Source organism: Micromonospora sp. NPDC050980, from assembly GCF_040653835.1.
Lineage (GTDB): Bacteria > Actinomycetota > Actinomycetes > Mycobacteriales > Micromonosporaceae > Micromonospora.
This window is the reverse complement of record NZ_JBFAGS010000003.1, coordinates 56170-74967: the sequence shown is the minus strand read 5'-3', so window position 1 is coordinate 74967 and position 18798 is coordinate 56170. Positions and strand designations below refer to the sequence as shown.

Sequence of the window (18798 nt, the reverse complement as noted above, 5' to 3'; positions counted from 1 at the left end):
GTACCGCAATCGCGGGCGGATGCCGGCCGTCAACGCCATGGGGAGCGGGGCCCGCCGCGCCCTCACCGTCGGCCTGGTCGCGTTGCTCGCCGCCGCAGTCGGAGGGCAGATTCCCGCGCAGGCACAGCGCCCAGCCACGGCGCCACACCTTGAGCCGCAGCGGTATCCGTCCGCCCCGCTGCACGAAGTCAAGCGAACCAAGCCGACCGAGGACACCGGCGCCGCGGAGGTGAAGCGTCCCGCTCCGGCGTGGCCGAGCGCGTCCGCCGCCGAGGTGGCACTGCCGACGACCGCCGCCGGCGGCCGGTCGACCAAGGCCGCCGTACGCGCCGGTACCCTTCCGGTGACGGTTCGGCCCGTCGCCGGCTCGCCGACGGCCCGATCTGCCGCGTCCACCCCCGGCAAGGTGCGGGTGGAGGTGTTGTCGCGCACCGAGACCGCCGCCGCCGGGGTGCACGGCTTGCTCCTGCGGGTGGGCCGCTCCGACGGGACACGATCCGCCGGGCAGGTCGAAATCGGCGTCGACTACGCCGCCTTCGCCTCCGCGTACGGTGCGGACTGGTCGTCACGTCTGCGACTTGAGCGGCTGCCCGAGTGCGCGTTGACCTCACCCGCGACCAGGGACTGCGGGCCGGTCGCGTTGGATTCGCGCAACAACGTCCGTACCCGAACGGTTTCGGCGACCGTTTCGGCGGGCCCGGTGAGCGGGGCGTTGTCTCCGGCGGAGGCCAAGCGGCTCGGCGTGGCTCCGGCCGCGGCCAGCGCGGGGACGCTCGTCGCGCTGACGAGCGGCCCGTCCGGTGGGGCGGGCGACTTCACCGCGTCCAGCCTCAGCCCGTCCTCCTCGTGGAGCCACAGCGGTGCCACGGGCAGCTTCCAGTGGTCCTATCCGATGCGCACGCCGCCCGGGCCGGGCGGGCCTTCGCCCTCGCTCAGCGTCGGCTACTCGTCCCAGTCCGTGGACGGCCGGCATGCGGCGTCCAACAACCAGCCGGGCGCCTTCGGCGAGGGCTTCGACTACTCTCCCGGCTTCATCGAACGCCGATACAAGGCCTGCGCCGACGACATGGACGGCAACGCCAACAACACGGTCAAGACCGGCGACCTGTGTTGGGGGCCGGACAACGCCGTCATGTCGCTCAACGGCAGCTCGGTGGAACTGCTCAAGGGCAGCGACGGCAAGTGGCACCCGCGCAACGAGGACGGCTCGAAGATCGAGTTGGCCACCACGCCTGCCTACAACAACGGCGACGACAACAACGAGTACTGGAAGGTCACCACCACCGACGGCACGCAGTACTGGTTCGGCCGCCACCAGTTGCCGGGCTGGTCGTCCGGCAAGCCCACGACGAACTCGGTGCTCACCGTCCCCGTCTACGGCAACAACCCGGGTGAGCCCTGCCACGCCGCCACGTTCGCCGCCTCCGACTGCAACGGCAAGCGGCAGGCCTGGCGCTGGAACCTGGACTATGTCCAGGACATCCACGGCAACACCATGTCCTACTGGTGGTCGAAGGAAACCAACTACTACGCCAAGAACAAGGCCACCTCGGCCCCGGTCGTCTACGACCGGGCCGGCTACCTGACCCGCATCGACTACGGCAGCGACAACCGGGACAACAACGAGTACGCCGCCACCTCGCCGTACGTCGAGAACGTTCCCGTGCGCGTCGAGCTGACGAACACCGACCGCTGCCTGTCCAACTGCACGACCAGGAACGAGACGACCTGGCCGGACACCCCGTGGGACCAGGAGTGCCTCTCCTCCACCAAGCCCTGCCTCAACGGCTCGCCCACCTTCTGGTCGGCCAAGCGGACCACCCAGATCCTGACCAAGGTGCGGAAGGGGACCGCGTACCAGAACGTCGACTCCTGGACGTTCCGGCAGTCGTTCCCGGACCCGGGCGACGGCACCCGCGCCGGCCTGTGGCTCGAGGGCATCACCCACAAGGGCCTCAACGGCGGCACCGTCACCGCCCCGGAGGTGACCTTCGAACGGGTCCAGATGCAGAATCGGGTCGATGCCGCGGGCAGCGACTGGGCGCTCGCCATGAACTGGCACCGGGTCAAGCAGATCAACCTGGAGACCGGTGGCAAGATCTTCGTCACCTACAGCGACCCGGAGTGCGTCAAGGGCAGCAAGATGCCCTCCGGCAGCGCCCTGGACAGCAACACGCTGCTCTGCTACCCGGTCAGGTGGACACCACCCGGTTACACCGACAAGGTGACCGACTTCTTCCACAAGTACGTGGTGAAGGAGGTCCAGCAGATCGACGAGGTCGGCGGAGCACGGCCGGTGCGCACCGCCTACGACTATCTCAACGACAACGACGAACCGCTGTGGCACTACGAGGACGACACCGGCATCACCCCGGACGACGCCCGCACCTGGTCGCAGTGGCGGGGGTACCCGACGGTCGTCACCTACCGAGGTGAGGGCGCCGACCGCACCAAGACCGAGACCCTGTACTACCGCGGCATGTACGGCGACAAGCTCGCCGGGGGCGGCACCCGCACCACCAAGGTGCAGGGCCGGGAGGGTGGTCCGGCGAACGACTACGAGCACTTCGCGGGCAGCCCTCGCGAAACCATCACCTGGCTCGGATCCACGGTCCTCGCCGCCACCGTCAACGACATGTGGCGTTCCGACCCGCCCACCGCCACCCGTTCCGGCACACCCGTCGCGGAAGCCCGGTACGCCCGGATCGGCGCAACGCACGCCCGCGGGGCGACCGACGGCGGTGTCCGGCGGACCACGACCACCACCAGCTATGACGAATACGGCATGCCGACCAGCGTGGAGGACGGCGGAGACGACACCAAGACCGGCGACGAAGCATGCGTGAAGACCGAGTACGGCCGTAACACCACGAAGTGGTTGCTCGACCCGGTGCGGCGGACGCATGGCTGGGTCGGCGGGTGCGGCACCACTCCCACCGCGGAGAACCAGATCACCGCGGACACCCGCTTCAGCTTCGACTCGCAGGCGTACGGTGCGGCGCCGACCGACGGTCTGGCGACCGCGGTGGAGACGATCACCGGGTTCAGCGGCGGTACCCGGACGTACAAGACGGTGTCCTCGGCCACCTACGACGCCTACGGTCGGGTCGACGCGAGCTTCGACATCGCCGGGGAGAAGACCGACACCGACTACGTGCCGGCATCCGGCGGGCCGGTCACGCAGGTGATCACCACGAACCCGCTGACGTGGAAGAGCACCGTCGATCTCGATCCCGCCTTCGGGGTGCCGGTAAAGATCACCGACCCCAACAACCGGGTAACCGAGATCACCTACGACGCCGTGGGCCGCACCACAGCGGTCTGGCTGCCCAACCGCGACCGTGCCATCTACGGGTCGGCGCCCTCGAACAGCTACACCTACACCCTGTCCAAGACGCAACCCTCGGTCGTCACCACCAAGGCGTTGAACGCCCGTGGCGGCACCGACACCTCCTACCTTGTCCTCGACGGTCTGGGACGCCCCCGGCAGGCACAGGAGTCGGCGTACGGCAGCGGCCGTATCCTCGCCGACACCTTCTACGACGCCGCCGGACGCATCTACAAGGAGAACGCCGCCTACTTCGACGCCGGTGCCATCGACACCACCGTCGTCAAGTTCCGCGACGACAAGGACGTCCCCAGCCAGACCAAGACCCTGTACGACACGGCCGGGCGTCCGATCCACTCACTCCTGCTCGGCACCTCCGCCGGGGTGCAGGTGGAGAAGGCCCGGACCTCCACCACCTACCACGGCGATCACACCACCGTGACGCCGCCGACGGGTGACGCGGCCACCACGGTGTGGACGGACCTGTACGGCCGGACCGAGAAGCTCTGGCAGTACCACGGTCCGACCGCGACCGGGACGTACGACGAGACCAGCTACACCTACCACCCGGTGGGGCAGTTGGCGACCGTCAAGGACCCGTCCGGCAACACCTGGTCGTACTCCTACGACATCCAGGGCCGGCCCACCTCCACCACGGACCCGGACACCGGCACCTCGACCAGGCACTACAACGACCTGGGCGAACTCGAGCGGACCACCGACGCCCGCCCGGACACCCCGGATATCTGGTACACCTACGACCGCATGGGCCGGCCCCTGACGACCCGTGAGGGCAGCCTCACCGGTCCGAAGCGGACCGAGTTCACCTACGACTCACCGATCAAGGGCGCGACGAAGTCCTCCTCGCGCTGGATCGGCGCCGAGGAGTACCGCAGCGAACTGGTGTCGGTCGACAAGATGGACCGACCCACCCAGACCAAGCTGACCCTGCCCTCCTCGCAGGCCGGCTTCTGTGGCATCGGCGCGGTCACCTGCACCTTCACCTCGAAGGCCAGCTTCCTCGCCGACGGGTCGCCCAACACCCTCACCATTCCAGCAGCCGGCGGCCTCAGCGAGGAGGTCCTCAACTACCAGTACGACACCACGTACGCGATGCTGGACAAGCTCGCCACCAACTACGGTGACGCCAGCTACTACGCGATCGGGTCCGAGTACACCAACCTGCACGAACTCAGCCTGATCACGCGGTCCACCCAGCTGACGGGCACGAAGTCCGTCCAGACGAAGAACAACTTCGACCCGGCCACCGGCCGGGTCACCAGCAGTTCCGTCCAGCGGACGACCGCTCCGGTGCCGGTGGCGAACACCTTCTACGAGTACGACGCCAGCGGCAACATCCTGAAGGTCGACGACAACTCCGGTGCCCGTCCGCGCGACACCCAGTGCTTCGCCTACGACCACCAGCGCCGACTGACCGAGGCCTGGACACCGGCGTCCTACGACTGTGGCGCGAAGCCGCAGAACGAGTCGGAGCTGGGCGGCCCGGCACCGTACTGGCAGCAGTGGTCGTTCGGCGCGCCGGACGACCCGAAGGGCCGCGTCGGCAACCGTCTCACCCAGATCGAACGCGGCACCCCGACCGGCACGGTCACCACGTCCTACTCCTATCCGGCGGCCAAGGCGGCGCAGCCGCACCGACTCGACGGTTGGAGCAGGACCGACAACACCGGCACCACCACCGGCTCGTACACCTACGACGAAACCGGCAACATGAAGACCCGCCCCGGCAAGTCGGGGCAGCAGACCATGACCTGGGATGTCGAGGGACACCTGACCTCGGTGACGGACAGCACCGGGACCAGTTCCTACATCTACGACGCGGGCGGCAACCGGCTCATCGCCACCGACCCGACCGGAAGCACGCTGTTCCTCGGCGACCAGGAGGTGCGCAAGAACGGCAGCACCGGCCAGGTGAACGCCACCCGGTACTACTCGTTCAACGGCGAGGTCATCGCCCAGCGCACCGTCACGGGCATCACCTGGCTGGCCAGCGACCACCAGGGAACCTCACAGGTCAGCATCGCCAACGACACCAACCAAACCATCACCCAACGTCGCCAGACACCCTACGGCGGCCCGCGCGGCGCTGCCGTCACGTGGCCGAATCAACAAGGTTTCCTCGGCGGCTACCAGGACCCCACAGGCCTGACGCATCTGGGAGCGCGCGAGTACGACCCGTCGATCGGCCGGTTCATCTCCGCCGACCCGATCAACGACGTCGGCAACCCGCAGCAGATGCAGGCGTACGCCTACGCCTCCAACAATCCCGTCACCTACGCCGACCCCAGTGGCGAGATCATCGCCGAGTACGCCGGAGTCGACACCCCGACGGGGCTGTGCCCTCACTCCCTCGACGGTTACGCCTGTCAGGACGCTGTCGAGAAGTACAAGCCGCAGTCGACCCGCCGCGACAAGGGCCTGTTCAACAACAAGGTGTTGCACGATGCGGCGGGGGTGGTGTCCTGGGTGCCGGTCGTCGGCACGGGAGCCGACGTGGCCGATGCCGCCCTCTATCTCCACGAGGGTGACACGAAGTCGGCCATCGTCACGCTGGCCCCAGGGCCGCCGGTCTGCAAGTTCGTGAAGCGGGCCTGCAAGTGGGTCAGCGAGCAGCTCGGCAAGAAGGCGGAGAAGAAGGCCGTCAAGGTCCTGAGCAAGGAGGCGCTGGAGAAGCTCACGCCGAAGATCAACCCGCGCCAGGAGTTGGCCGAGATGGCCATTCTCAAGGCGGAGGCGCGGGCCAAGGATCTCGCCAAGGTGAAGCCGAAGGCTTCGCCCGCGCCTACGAAGAAGCCAGATCCGGGCACGAAGGGCAAGCCCGCAACCAAGAACACCGACGCGCCGCCGGAGAAGTCGTGCAAGCACAGCTTCGCCCCGGACACCCCGGTCCTGATGGCGGACGGAAAGAGCAAGCCGATCGGGGAGGTCGTCGAGGGCGACGAGGTCCTGACGCATGATCCGGAGACCGGTGCCACCAGCGCGGAGTCCGTCGACGCCCTCCACATCAATGAGGACGAGGCGCTGACCGACCTCTCGGTCCGCGACGGCGACGGCGAGTTCATCACCCTGCACACGACGCAGCACCACCCCTTCTGGAGCGAGAGCCGCAACAAGTGGGTCGACGCGGCGGACCTCCAGCCGACGGAGGAACTGCTGTCGCCGGACGGAGTCGCCGTCACGGTGGCGAAGGTCGACAGCTTCGGTGGACACCGCACCATGCGCGACCTCACGGTCCGCAGCGTCCACACGTACTATGTGATAGCCGGCGACACGCCGGTGTTGGTTCACAACTGTGGCGTTTCAATTTACAGGACGCCGAAGGTGGACGACATGGCTCACGAATTGAAGCACGGTCCGAACCCAGTATCCCATCAAGAGGGCGACGCGTCGGTCTACTTCGGGGAGAGGAGTGTGGCGGCCGAATATCAGGGTCGCGGCTCTTACGCCAACGGAATGATTCGATATGAAATGCACGAGGACTTTCTGAAGGAATTTGGCGACACAGCATTTCGTTATGACAGGCAGGGTCCTGGTGGCTCTGTGAGGATTGAGTTTGTAATTCCGACTGCGCGACTCGAACGCTTCAATGAACTTACCCTGCGTAGGGTATGGGAACCGAAGGTTGGCTGAAGTGACCGTGCTCGTAGACCAAGAGCTTGCTGTAACTGTAACCGCCGTCCTTGCCTGGGGGGTGGCTGTAGTGACGCAGGATGGCGAGCGTGGCTTCATTGATAGCCTCAAGGTTCCGGCCGAATCCGACGAGGCGGGGTTTCCGGAGGTTGGGGATTCTTTGAGGGTTGTTGTGCTCGACGATTCCAGGACTCCCTTTCGGGGAAGTCTCCTTCAAGAAGACTTTTCGCTGGCTCGCGAGGCTAGAACGCGGGGTCGGTAACCGCCCGAGGTGAGTCGCAGAAGTGGCCATGGAGCCCCGTCAGGCATGTCCTGGCGGGGCTTCTGGGTATCTGACGGCAGTAGTTGATGACAACGTTAGCGGATAAGGGTGGTCAGGGTGGCGGTTCTCCGCCGTGGCTGATTGGCTCGCTGATCTCCGTGCTGCCAAGTTTGGTGCGGAGCAACTCTTAGCCCAGTGGCTCCGCCGGCGGCCTGGTCGCTTGGTCGGGTCTCGGAGCTGCAACGCTACTCCTCGGGCAGTGCGGTACCGCGTGGTACGGTGTGGTACATGACGAGGATTACGCTGCGGGAGTTCCGCGATGGCGCCGGCCGGGTGCTGGACGGGGTTGAGCGCACCGGGGAGCCGGTCATTATCACCAAGTACGAGCGGCCGGTGGCCGTGCTGGTGGGCATCGACGAGTGGGAGGAGATCGAGGCGTTCCGGGACCGCCGGGACGCCGCAGTGATCGCCCGTTCCCGTGCCGAGGGGCAGTTCGTGCCGCTGTCGGCGGCTCTGGAGTCGCTTGGGGTCGATCCTCGTGAGGTGGAGGCGCTGCTGGCCGACCGGGCCGGCGGTGCGGCGGCGTGAAGGTCCAGATCGACCGGGAGGTGCTGGTCTGGCTGCACAAGCAGCCCCGCAACGTCTTCCTGACCGTCCTGAGCGCGATCCTCGGCCTGGTCTCCGACCCTGCCCCGCAGAACTCGACCGAGATGCGCGACGGATCCGGGCGTCGGTTGCGCGTCGGTGACTACCGGGTGCTCTACCGCCTCGACGGCGACGAGTTGACCATCCACGCGGTCGGGCATCGCAAGGACGTCTACTCGTAAGCCTTCCGGGTCCGGCGGCCTTGTCTGTCTGCGATGAACTGAACGGCAAGGGCTGTTGACCAGACGGTCGTACGACGCCGCGGTGGCGCCTTGAACTTGGGGGCATCGCCCGGTGCCTTGTCGGCGCGATCGTCTATTCAGGAATTGTTGATCGCGAGGCGAGTCTCGGGATGCGGCTACCGCGGGGATCGTAGGCCTTGAATACGTGCCTGCGTACGGCCTGGATTCGGTCAGACCGCCTCTCTTGATCCTGGGGCGATCGTCCTGGGCAAATCGCTCCGCCGGGCGGGCTTCGCTGGCGCAAGGCAGCTGCTAGTACTCCAGCCGTACCTGATGAAGTCGAAGTCTTCGCTGGTAGTGGGCCGTTCTGGCTCGATACTGGTGTCGCCGTCGCCATCGTGACCATCGATGGATGTGGTCGAAGGGTCGGATGGTGGTGATCAGGTGTGCCAGGAGACGGCGGACCTCGCCGAGGGTGAGCGGGATGAGGCCGTCGTCGGATTCGGCGCCCCCTTTTTGGCCTGCGCGGCGGTGACGGCGAGGTAGGCGTGGGCACACAGAACGAGAGTTATGTGCCGGTACCAGGCGTCGTACCGACGCACCTGGTAGTGATCCAAGCCGACCTCGTTCTTGGCGGTCTGGAAACACTCCTCGATCGCCCAACGGGTCCCGGCCACGCGGATCAGCTGCTCGTCTTGGGTGTCTGCGGGGCCGCAGCACAGGTAGTAGGCCAGGTCCGTGGGGTCGGTGATGCTGCGTCGGATCAGCAGCCAGTGGCCGTATCCGTCGACCGTGCCGGGTAGGGAGGCCACGGCCCAGTCGTAGAGCCGTGGTCCCTTGGCGCCGTCGCCGCAGCTGCGGCGCTTCCACGCTAGAGCCGGCGCGGCGGCGGCGAGGACGTCTGGGCGGGAGTTGCCGACCACGGTGGGGATCCGCTGGTTGCGAGGCACGGCCAGGACATAACCGATTCGCTGCTGCTGCAGCCAGGTACGGAACTTGGAGTCCTGTCCGTAGGCCTCGTCCGCGGTGACCCACCTCGCTGGCAGGCCGGCGGTGATGGCGCGTTCGAGCATTCGCAGCCCCAGCGCGGGTTTCGTGGCGAACCCGACGCTGGCCGCGATACCGGCTTCCTCGCGGCGGGCGGGGTCGTCGCACCAGCCACGGGGCAGATACAACTCCCGGTCGATCAGCGTGCGCCCGGCCGGGCTGGCATAGGCCAGGAACACACCGAGCTGGCAGTTCTCCGTCCGCCCGGCCGTCCCCGAGTACTGACGCTGCACCCCAGCCGACTTCATCCCCTTCTTCAGGAACCCGGTCTCGTCGACGATCAGAACCCCGTCGTCGTCGCCGAGGTGCTCAGACACGTAGGCGAACAGGTCGTCGCGGACCGAGTCCGGGTCCCACGCGGACCGGTTGAGCAGCCGCTGCATCCGGTCAGGCGTCGCGTCGCCGGCGGCCTCGGCCAGGGTCCAGCCGTTCTTGCTGGCCAGGGGTGACAGCAGCCCGACCAGGTAGGTCAGCGCCTGCCGGCGCGGCTCCGCCCGCCCGAACCGGTGCGCGAACCGCGCCAGCAGATCATCCAGACCCGCCCGCCAGCCCATAATCTCATCGATCAACACAAGCACGGAACCCTGCCCGCACTGCGACTGGCCATAACAGACAGACAGTGCGACCACGCAAACCACCGACCGAATAGCATCGACATACGCAGCTGCGTGGTCGGCTCAACTCCAACATCGATCATACCGATGAGCTGCTAAAACCTCAGATGAGACAACTACGGCTGGAGTACTAAGTGGGCTGGGCGGCGCGTCGAGGCTTCGTTGGCTCGGGCTGAACGGGCGCTGCCTATCGACCACTACCCGTGGTCACTGGGAGTGCCAACTTGGTGACGCGAGATTCCTGCCGTGAGCTGGGCTGACAGCTCGGTCGACCCGAATGGCATCCCTGGCGGCGGTCGCATACCGTGCCGGTCGTGGACGGACGACGCAGCTACCCCGAGGACCAGCAGGAACCGCGGTGGGGCGACCGCGGGTACGAGTCGGACTGGCGCGCCGCGGGGGAGCCGCGCTACCGCGACGACGACTACCGCACTCCGGACCAGCGCGCCGCCGAGAGCCGCTACGGCGCGTACTCGGCCGACGACACCAGCGGCTGGCGGTCGCAGCGCCCGGACGACCCGGAGGTCTCCGGTGAGCTGCCCGGCCGCGCGGGTCGCCGGGCGGCCCGCGAGGCGGCCGGCGCGACCGGCGGTGAGGATCCGCTGTCCCGCAGCGGCGTGGACGCGCTCGGCACCGCGTCGCGCGGGGCGGCGAACCCGCCGGCCGACCCGCTCCAGGCCGCCCGTGGCGGCACCGACCCGTACGGGCTCGGGGCGCGGGGCGCGGACGGACTCGGGGCGCGCAGCGCGGACGGACTCGGGGCGCGCGGCGCGGACGGGCTCGCCGGCAGTGCCGATCCGGCTCGTCCCGGCCCGCTGGGCGGCTACCCGATCGTGGACACCGGCCGGTCGGCCGAGCCCGGCACGCCGGGCGGGACGCAGATCTCGGTCGGCGGCCGGACCGATCCTGGCGCGGCCACCGCGTTGCGGGTGGGGGAGCGGCCGGGCGGTGCGGCGGACCCGGCGGCGCCGGTGAATCCACTGGAGATGCCGACCGGTCCGATGCCGGCGGTGGTGCCCCGCCCGGACACTCCGCCGCCCGGTGACGGTGTCTACCGGACCCGGCGTCCGGCGCTCGCGGTGCTGCTGGCGGCGCTGGTGGTGGTGCTGGAGGTGCCGGCGTTGCGGGTGTTGCTGCACGGGCTGGTCGGGGATCCGGTGTCGACGTCGCACGTCGTGGTGGGCACGTTCCTGGTGGTCGGGCTGCCGATCTTCGGCGCCGGGCTGTACGGGCTGCGTACCGGCGGGTTGGCGCTCGCCGACGGCAGTCGGGGCTGGTTGCGTCCGCCGACCGCCTACCTGACCGTCGGTCTGGTGCTCTTCGTCGCCGCCGCGCTCGCGGCTCGCTGACCGCGGGCGGCCCCCGGCCCGCTTGATCCACCCGGGTACGCCGAGGTGGCGGCATCCCCGCCGCCGGGATACCGCCACCTCGCCGAACCGGAGTGGATCTTGCTCGACCCGCCCCTACGCACCCCGGGGCCGGGGTGCGGGGCGGGCGCGTACACTTGTCAACTGGCGACCGCCTCGCGCGGTCGACCTCGCGTGCCCTCTCCACGGTCTTCTCCGTGGGGCGACGGCCTCCCTGGTCCCGGTTCTCTCACCCGGGCCCACCCTGGCCGGCGACCGGGCGCCAGGCGTCCGGCCGCCGGCCGGACGGACAACCAGGGACAAAGTAGGAGTACTCACCATGGCCGTCGTGACCATGCGTCAGCTGCTGGAGAGCGGTGTGCACTTCGGGCACCAGACCCGGCGCTGGAACCCGAAGATGAAGCGCTTCATCTTCACCGAGCGCAACGGTATCTACATCATCGACCTGCGCCAGACCCTCGACTACATCGAAAAGGCGTACGAGTTCATCCGCGGCACCGTCGCGGGCGGCGGCAGCATCCTGTTCGTCGGCACCAAGAAGCAGGCCCAGGAGGCCATCGCCGAGCAGGCGACCCGGGTCGGCCAGCCGTACGTCAACCACCGCTGGCTCGGCGGCATGCTGACCAACTTCCAGACCGTCTACAAGCGGCTGCAGCGGATGAAGGAGCTGGAGGCCCTGGGTGACCTGAGCGGCACCGCCGCCGGTTACACCAAGAAGGAGACCCTCCAGCTCTCCCGCGAGAAGATCAAGCTGACCCGCACCCTCGGTGGCCTGCGGGACATGCAGAAGCTCCCGGCCGCGGTCTGGATCGTCGACACCAAGAAGGAGCACATCGCCGTCGACGAGGCCCGCAAGCTGGGCATCCCGGTGATCGCCGTGCTCGACACCAACTGCGACCCGGACGAGGTCGACTTCCCGATCCCGGGCAACGACGACGCCATCCGGTCGGCCGAGCTGCTGACCAGGGTCGTCGCCGCCGCCGTCGCCGACGGTCTGATCGCCCGCTCCGGCCGTGGCCGGGGTGGCGACGAGAAGCCCGAGGCCGGCCAGGTCGGCGCCGACGAGCCGCTGGCCGAGTGGGAGCGCGAGCTGCTCGAGGAGCCGAAGAAGGCCGACGAGCAGCCCGCCGCCGCCGAGCAGCCCGCCGCCGAGCAGCCGGCCGCCCCGGCCGCCGCCGAGCAGCCGGCGACCGCCGCCGCAGAGTGATCTCGCCGTCGCGCCCCCACCGCCCGGGTTCCCGGCGGTGGGGCGCGGCGGGTACGCCGGGCAGCACCGGCCCGGAACCGGGTAACCAGCACCTCAGACCACCTCACTGACACCGAAGAGAGAGTCATGTCCAACTTCACCGCCGCGGACGTCAAGAAGCTCCGGGACCTCACCGGCGCCGGCATGATGGACTCCAAGAAGGCGCTGACCGAGGCCGAGGGCGACTTCGACAAGGCCGTCGAGATCCTGCGCGTCAAGGGTGCCAAGGATGTCGGCAAGCGGGCCGGCCGCACCGCGGCCAACGGTCTCGTCGCCCACTCCGGCCAGGCGCTGCTCGAGCTCAACTGCGAGACCGACTTCGTCGCCAAGAACGACGCCTTCATCGCGCTGGCCCAGCAGCTCGTCGAGCACGGCGTGACCAGCGGCGCCACCACCGCCGAGGAGCTGCTCGCCAGCAGCATCGACGGCAAGAGCGTGGCCGACCTGATCCAGGAGCAGTCCGCCAAGATCGGCGAGAAGCTGGTGCTCAACCGCTTCGCCAAGCTCGACGGCACCACCGCCGTCTACCTGCACCGCAAGAGCCAGGACCTGCCCCCGGCGGTCGGCGTGCTGGTGCAGTTCACCGGCAAGACCGACGAGGCCGGCGACGCGGATGCCCGTGGGGTGGCGATGCAGATCGCCGCCATGCGGCCGAAGTACCTCACCCGCGACGAGGTGCCCGCCGAGACGGTCGAGTCCGAGCGGCGCATCGCCGAGCAGACCGCCCGCGAGGAGAACAAGCCCGAGGCGGCGCTGCCGAAGATCGTCGAAGGTCGGGTCAACGCCTTCTTCAAGGACTTCGTCCTGCTGGAGCAGGCCGCGGTCGCCGACAACAAGAAGACCGTCAAGCAGGTGCTGGCCGAGGCCGGCATCGAGGTGACCCGCTTCGTGCGGTTCGAGGTCGGTCAGGCCTGAGCCGCCGCCGGGCCGTGGGCCCGGCGTTGGGGAACGTCGACGAGGAGGCCGCAGGTGTACGCGACAGGCACCGCGGCCTCCTCGTCACATAGGGTCGGCAGGGGCAGGTACGCGACGCCCGCGCGCTGCGCGGGGAGAAGGGGCGGGGCGGATGACGCAGGTTGTGAGTGAGCGGAGCCTGGCGGCGGACGACCCGACCGCCCCTCCGCCCGGTCGGTCCCGCCGGGTGGTGCTGAAGCTCTCCGGTGAGGTCTTCGGCGGCGGCGCGATCGGTGTCGACCCGGACGTCGTGCAGGGCATCGCCCGGCAGATCGCCACCGTGGTCCGCCGTGGTGTGCAGGTTTCCGTGGTGGTCGGGGGCGGCAACTTCTTCCGCGGCGCCGAGCTGCAGAAGCGCGGCATGGACCGGGCCCGCGCCGACTACATGGGCATGCTGGGCACGGTGATGAACTGCCTGGCGCTGCAGGACTTCCTGGAGAAGGAGGGCATCGAGACCCGGGTGCAGAGCGCGATCACCATGGCGCAGGTCGCCGAGCCGTACATCCCGCTGCGCGCGATCCGGCACCTGGAGAAGGGCCGCGTGGTGATCTTCGGCGCGGGCGCCGGGATGCCCTACTTCTCCACCGACACGGTGGCCGCCCAGCGGGCGCTGGAGATCCGCGCGGACGTGGTGCTGATGAGCAAGAACGGCGTGGACGCGGTCTACACCGCCGACCCGCGGATCGACTCGACGGCGAGCAAGCTCGACTCGATCACCTTCTCCGAGGTGCTGCGCCGCAACCTGCGCGTGGCCGACGCCGCCGCGTTCAGTCTCTGCATGGAGAACGGCCTGCCGATGCTGGTCTTCGGCGCCCAGGGCGACGACACCATCGTCCGGGCCGTCGGTGGTGAGAAGATCGGCACGCTGATCACCGCCTGACTGATCCGCCCAGAGCACAGCCCACGACGAGCAACAGAAGGAGGCGAGGAGACCGGTGATCGACGACACCCTCCTCGAGGCGGAGGAGAAGATGGAGCGTGCCATCGAGCACGCCAGGGAGGAATTCGGCGGGATCCGCACCGGTCGCGCCAACGCCGCCATGTTCTCCCGGATCGTCATCGACTACTACGGCAGCCCGACTCCGCTGCCGCAGATGGCGTCCATCGCGGTGCCCGAGCCGCGCATGGTGATCATCAAGCCGTACGACAACTCGCAGACCAATGCGATGGAGAAGGCGATCCGCGACTCGGACCTCGGGGTCAACCCGAACAACGAGGGCAACCAGTTGCGGATCGTGCTGCCGCAGATGACCGAGGAGCGGCGGCGGGAGATGACAAAGGTCGCCCGGCAGAAGGGCGAGGAGGCCAAGGTCGCCGTCCGCAACATCCGCCGCAAGGCCAAGGAGGAGCTGGACCGCCTGGTCAAGGACGGCGAGGTCGGCGAGGACGAGGGCCGGCGCGCGGAGAAGGACCTGGACGACCTGACCCAGCGCTTCGTCGCCACGGTGGACGAGATGATCAAGCACAAGGAGAGCGAGCTGCTCGAGGTCTGAGTGGCCCGCACACTCCGCACGGCACCGTGCTGCCGCCGCCCCGGGCACCCGGGCGGCGGCCCGGTGCCGTCGTCGTGCCGGACGGCGTCCACCCTCGCCTGCTCGGCGGGTGCAGTAGGCTCGGCACGATTCGGCGACCACCACCGGGTTAACGGCGGGAGTCGCCCGGCCGTCGGTCGGTCAACAGGAAGTCTCAGCCGGTAGGGGATGGTCTTGGTCTTGCGTCATGTGGTGGCTTTCGTACCGTCTGCCGGTGCGTGATGTCCCACCCCGACCCCTACGGCAGCACCGACCCGCGCGGCTGGGACGCCCCGGCGCCGGCCCTGCCCTGGCCGGAGACCGACCTGGAGCCCGGCCCATGGCGGCGCCCCGGCCCCGGCCCGGACGCGTGGCCCGCCGACGCCGGGGCGTACGCCCGGCCCACCGACCGGGAGGCGTACGCCCGCCCGGTCACCGACCCGCACCCGGGCGGTCCGCGGTCCTACGACGGGCCGCCGCCCGCCGGCCGCGGTCCGCGCGGCGACGACCGCCCCGGCGGTCACCAACGGTCCGACGACGAGTTCCCCACCGCGCACATCGCGCCGGTGCGGGACGAACCGACCGACCACCTCCCGGCGGTACGCGACGAGCCGGCCGCCGAGCTGCCGCCCGGTCGCCGGTCGAAGGGGCGCCGTCGGGCGAGCGCCGAGCGCCCGCCGACCACCGCGCCCCGGACGTCGAAGGCGGGGCGCAACCTGCCGGCGGCGATCGGCGTCGGGCTGGGTCTCGGCGCGGCGATCGTGGTGCCGCTCTTCTTCTTCCTGCCGGCGTTCCTCGCCGTGCTCGCCGCCGCCGTGGCGATCGGCATCTGGGAGATGGCCCGGGCGGTCCGGCGCAGCGGCGCCCACCCGCCGCTGGCGCCGCTGGTCGCCGGCGGGGTGATCATGGTCGGGCTGGCCTGGTTCGCCGGCCCGGACGCGCTCTGCCTCGGGCTGCTGGTCACGGTGCTGGGCACGATGATCTGGCGGCTGGGCGACGGGCCCGGCAACTATCAGCGTGATCTCACCGCGGCCACGCTGATCGTCGTCTACGTGCCGTTCCTCGCCGGCTTCGCGGCCATGCTCGCGGCGGCGCCCGACGACGGGCACCTGCGGGTGCTGGTCACGCTGGTGGCGGTGGTGCTCTCCGACACCGGCGGGTACGCCGCCGGGGTGGCCTTCGGCAAGCGTCCGATGGCCCCGAAGATCAGCCCGAAGAAGTCCTGGGAGGGCTTCGCCGGCTCGGTCACCGCCGCCGCGGCGGGCAGCGCGCTGCTGCTGTGGCTGCTGTTCGACGTCGCCCCGTGGTGGGGCGCGTTGTTCGGGATGGCGATCTCCGGCGCGGCGGTGCTCGGTGACCTCGCCGAGTCGATGATCAAGCGGGACCTGGGCGTCAAGGACATGAGCAACCTGCTTCCGGGCCACGGCGGCCTGATGGACCGGCTCGACTCCATCCTGTTCGCGGTGCCGACGGCGTACCTCCTGCTCGCGGTGTTCGTGCCGGTGGTGGGCTGAGGGATGGATCACCGCCGCGAAGCGGGGCCAACCGGCCGGTGGGGGGCGATTCGGCACCCACGGACGGGTGCGTCCCGCGCCACCCGTGTCAGACTAGACGCGCCATGACGAGCCTCCCGCTGATCTCCGTAGACCCCGACGCCCGTGGCCGCCGGCCCGCGATGCCTCCCCGCCACCTCGCCGACCTCGACCTGCCGGGTCGGCAGGCGCTCGTCACCGAGCTGGGCGAACCGGCGTTCCGCGCCAAGCAGGTCTCCAACCACTACTTCGGTCGGCTGGTGCGCGACCCGGAGCGGATGACCGACCTGCCGGCGGCGACCCGGGACCGGCTGGCCGGCACGCTGCTGCCCCACCTGCTCACCCCCGTGCGCGAGCTGGCCTGCGACGACGGCGCGACCCGCAAGGCGCTCTGGCGGCTGCACGACGGCTCGCTGGTGGAGAGCGTGTTGATGGGCTACCCGGACCGGGTCACCGTCTGCATCTCCAGCCAGGCCGGCTGCGGCATGGCCTGCCCGTTCTGCGCCACCGGCCAGGCCGGGCTGACCCGCAACCTCTCCACCGCGGAGATCGTCGACCAGGCGGTCTACCTGGCCGGGGTGGCCGCCTCCGGCGTGGTCGCCGGCTCACCGCCGCGGCTGTCGCACGTGGTGTTCATGGGCATGGGGGAGCCGCTGGCGAACTACGCGCGGGTGGTGGCGGCGATCCGCCGGCTGGTCGCGCCGGCGCCGGAGGGGCTCGGCCTGTCCCAACGGCACATCACCGTTTCCACGGTCGGCCTGGTGCCGGCCATCCGCCGACTGGCCAGCGAAGACCTCTCGGTGACCCTTGCGTTGTCGCTGCACGCCCCCGATGATGAGCTGCGCGACGAACTCGTCCCGGTCAACCAGCGCTGGAAGGTGTCCGAGGTGCTGGACGCGGCGTGGGACTACGCGGCCACGACGGGGCGTCGCGTGTCCATCGAGTACGCGATGATCAAGGACGTGAACGACCAGCCGTGGAGAGCCGATCTGCTCGGGCGGCTGCTGGCCGGCAGGCTGGCCCACGTGAACCTGATCCCGCTCAACCCGACTCCGGGCAGCCGTTGGGACGCCAGCCCGAAGCCGGTCGAGCGGGAGTTCGTCCGGCGGTTGCGCGACGCCGGGGTGTCCACCACGGTGCGGGACACCCGGGGGCGCGAGATCGACGGGGCGTGTGGGCAGCTCGCCGCGACCGAGGACACGGACGGCGACCCACGCGCGGCAACGGCGTAGCGGTACGAGACCAGGAGACATAGTGGCGAGTCAGGGTCAGCGTTTCCGGCGGAAGGCGCTCCGCCGGGGATACAAGGTCGACGAGGTGGACGCCTTCCTGGACCGGGTCGAGGCGACCCTCGACGGCCAGCCGGTCGGCGCTCCCGTCGCCTCCCAGGAGGTCCACGACGTCGTCTTCCGGGTCCGGTTCAACGGCTACGACGAGTGGCAGGTCGACCTGCACCTCGACCGGGTCGAGCGGCAGCTCGCCGAGCTGGAGGAGCGCTCCGGCGTCCCCGGCGGGCGGGGTGGCGATCCCCGGACGGCCGACCGGCTCGGCCCGCCGATGCGCGACGACCGCGGCCTGTCCCGGGTGCCCCAACCGCCGATGCCGCCCCGGCAGATGCCGGCCCAGGCCGGTCCGCCGGTCGACCGCTACGGCAACCGTTACGACGAGCCGACCGGCGCGTTCGCCAGTGGGTACGACGGCCCGCGCGGTGGCTACGACGCGCCTCGCGGCCCGGCCGGGCCGGGCCCGATGGGTCCCGGGCCCGGTGCCCCGCTCGGGCACGGCGGCCCGCCGCCGCGTGGCCTGCCGCCCGGCCCGGGCGGCTACGGTCCGGACGCCGGCCCGGGCGGCTACGGCCCGCCGGAGCAGGGTCCGGGCGGCGGCTACGGCCCGGAGCCCGGTTCGGGTGGGTACGGCGGCCCGGGCGACCGCTTCGACGGCTTCGAGGCCGGCCGGCACGGCCGGGCCGACATGACCGCGGAGATCCGGATGCCCGAGCGTGAGCTGCGTGAGTTGCGCGGGCGGGGTCCGGCCGGTCCGCCGGCGCTGCCCCAGCAGGGTTACGGCCCCCCGGATCCGGGTTACGGTCCGCCGGACTCCGGCTATGGCGGTGGCCCCTCGATGACCGGCCCGCCGCTGGTCGGCCCGCCGGCCGGTGGCCCGCCGATGGTGGGGCCGCCGCTGGCCGGCCCGCCCGGCAGCGACCTGCACCGGGTCGACCAGATCCGGCGCAGCTTCCAGGTCCGCCGGTTCGGCAGCGGGTACGACCCGGATCAGGTCGACCGGTTCTTCGAGACGCTGCTCGGCGCCATGCAGGGGCGCACCGCGATGCCGGTGAACCCGAATGACCTCGACACGCTGCGCTTCGGGTTGGTGCCCGGTGGCTACTTCGAGGCCGAGGTCGACGCCGCGCTCAAGGACGTGCAGGACATCCTGCTCGGCCGCTGAGCCGCCCGGAA

12 protein-coding genes are annotated in these 18798 nt (G+C 70.0%); 11 read left to right on the top strand and 1 reads right to left on the bottom strand.

Annotated elements, in window-relative coordinates; genetic code table 11:
• Nucleotides 1–19 precede the first annotated feature (19 nt).
• The 3 genes from AB0H28_RS06745 to AB0H28_RS06735 all read left to right on the top strand — a co-directional run bounded on the left by AB0H28_RS06745 (nt 20) and on the right by AB0H28_RS06735 (nt 8068).
• Nucleotides 20–6979 carry an RHS repeat-associated core domain-containing protein gene (locus tag AB0H28_RS06745; RefSeq protein WP_358035311.1) on the top strand — a complete coding sequence of 2320 codons (6960 nt, stop codon included), beginning with the start codon at nt 20–22 and terminating at the stop codon, nt 6977–6979.
• 550 nt (nt 6980–7529) lie between these two features.
• On the top strand, nt 7530–7829 hold the full coding sequence (locus AB0H28_RS06740; protein WP_358035309.1) for a type II toxin-antitoxin system Phd/YefM family antitoxin: 300 nt from the start codon (nt 7530–7532) through the stop codon (nt 7827–7829).
• Nucleotides 7826–8068, top strand: a complete 243-nt coding sequence (locus tag AB0H28_RS06735; RefSeq protein WP_358035307.1) for a type II toxin-antitoxin system RelE/ParE family toxin — start codon at nt 7826–7828, stop codon at nt 8066–8068. Before AB0H28_RS06740 ends, AB0H28_RS06735 begins: the two co-directional genes overlap by 4 nt.
• A 440-nt stretch (nt 8069–8508) precedes the next feature.
• On the opposite strand, the gene AB0H28_RS06730 is transcribed toward AB0H28_RS06735, so the two are convergent.
• Complete coding sequence (locus AB0H28_RS06730; protein ID WP_358035934.1) at nt 8509–9669, bottom strand: IS701 family transposase; 1161 nt, start codon at nt 9667–9669, stop codon at nt 8509–8511.
• 374 nt (nt 9670–10043) lie between these two features.
• Here AB0H28_RS06730 and AB0H28_RS06725 point away from each other — a divergent pair, with 374 nt between their 5' ends.
• The 8 genes from AB0H28_RS06725 (at nt 10044) to AB0H28_RS06690 (ending at nt 18787) form a co-directional block, all read left to right on the top strand.
• Nucleotides 10044–11078, top strand: a complete 1035-nt coding sequence (locus AB0H28_RS06725; RefSeq protein ID WP_358035305.1) for a hypothetical protein — start codon at nt 10044–10046, stop codon at nt 11076–11078.
• Between the two features lie 337 nt (nt 11079–11415).
• The gene (gene rpsB, locus AB0H28_RS06720) at nt 11416–12303 is read left to right on the top strand and encodes a 30S ribosomal protein S2 (protein WP_358035302.1); all 888 of its coding nucleotides are present in this window, start codon (nt 11416–11418) and stop codon (nt 12301–12303) included.
• 126 nt (nt 12304–12429) lie between these two features.
• Nucleotides 12430–13257, top strand: a complete 828-nt coding sequence (gene tsf / locus AB0H28_RS06715) for a translation elongation factor Ts (protein ID WP_358035300.1) — start codon at nt 12430–12432, stop codon at nt 13255–13257.
• 151 nt (nt 13258–13408) lie between these two features.
• Nucleotides 13409–14176: a UMP kinase gene (gene pyrH / locus AB0H28_RS06710; protein WP_358035297.1), complete on the top strand. Its 768-nt coding sequence runs from the start codon at nt 13409–13411 to the stop codon at nt 14174–14176.
• Between the two features lie 55 nt (nt 14177–14231).
• Nucleotides 14232–14789 (top strand): ribosome recycling factor, encoded by a 558-nt coding sequence (frr, locus tag AB0H28_RS06705; protein ID WP_358035294.1) that lies wholly within the window; start codon nt 14232–14234, stop codon nt 14787–14789.
• Nucleotides 14790–15049: 260 nt separating this feature from the next.
• Nucleotides 15050–16321 (top strand): phosphatidate cytidylyltransferase, encoded by a 1272-nt coding sequence (locus AB0H28_RS06700; RefSeq protein WP_358035291.1) that lies wholly within the window; start codon nt 15050–15052, stop codon nt 16319–16321.
• Between the two features lie 104 nt (nt 16322–16425).
• On the top strand, nt 16426–17571 hold the full coding sequence (rlmN, locus tag AB0H28_RS06695) for a 23S rRNA (adenine(2503)-C(2))-methyltransferase RlmN (protein WP_358035288.1): 1146 nt from the start codon (nt 16426–16428) through the stop codon (nt 17569–17571).
• Nucleotides 17572–17593: 22 nt separating this feature from the next.
• Nucleotides 17594–18787 carry a DivIVA domain-containing protein gene (locus AB0H28_RS06690; protein ID WP_358035285.1) on the top strand — a complete coding sequence of 398 codons (1194 nt, stop codon included), beginning with the start codon at nt 17594–17596 and terminating at the stop codon, nt 18785–18787.
• Nucleotides 18788–18798 lie beyond the last annotated feature (11 nt).

Bases quoted from the DNA above. Each gene is read 5' to 3' on its own strand.
- AB0H28_RS06745 (WP_358035311.1), top strand. From the start codon at position 20: ATGCCGGCCGTCAACGCCATGGGGAGCGGGGCCCGCCGCGCCCTCACC.
- AB0H28_RS06740 (WP_358035309.1), top strand. From the start codon at position 7,530: ATGACGAGGATTACGCTGCGGGAGTTCCGCGATGGCGCCGGCCGGGTG.
- AB0H28_RS06730 (WP_358035934.1), bottom strand. From the start codon at position 9,669: ATGGGCTGGCGGGCGGGTCTGGATGATCTGCTGGCGCGGTTCGCGCAC.
- rpsB (WP_358035302.1), top strand. From the start codon at position 11,416: ATGGCCGTCGTGACCATGCGTCAGCTGCTGGAGAGCGGTGTGCACTTC.
- tsf (WP_358035300.1), top strand. From the start codon at position 12,430: ATGTCCAACTTCACCGCCGCGGACGTCAAGAAGCTCCGGGACCTCACC.
- pyrH (WP_358035297.1), top strand. From the start codon at position 13,409: ATGACGCAGGTTGTGAGTGAGCGGAGCCTGGCGGCGGACGACCCGACC.
- AB0H28_RS06700 (WP_358035291.1), top strand. From the start codon at position 15,050: ATGTCCCACCCCGACCCCTACGGCAGCACCGACCCGCGCGGCTGGGAC.
- rlmN (WP_358035288.1), top strand. From the start codon at position 16,426: ATGACGAGCCTCCCGCTGATCTCCGTAGACCCCGACGCCCGTGGCCGC.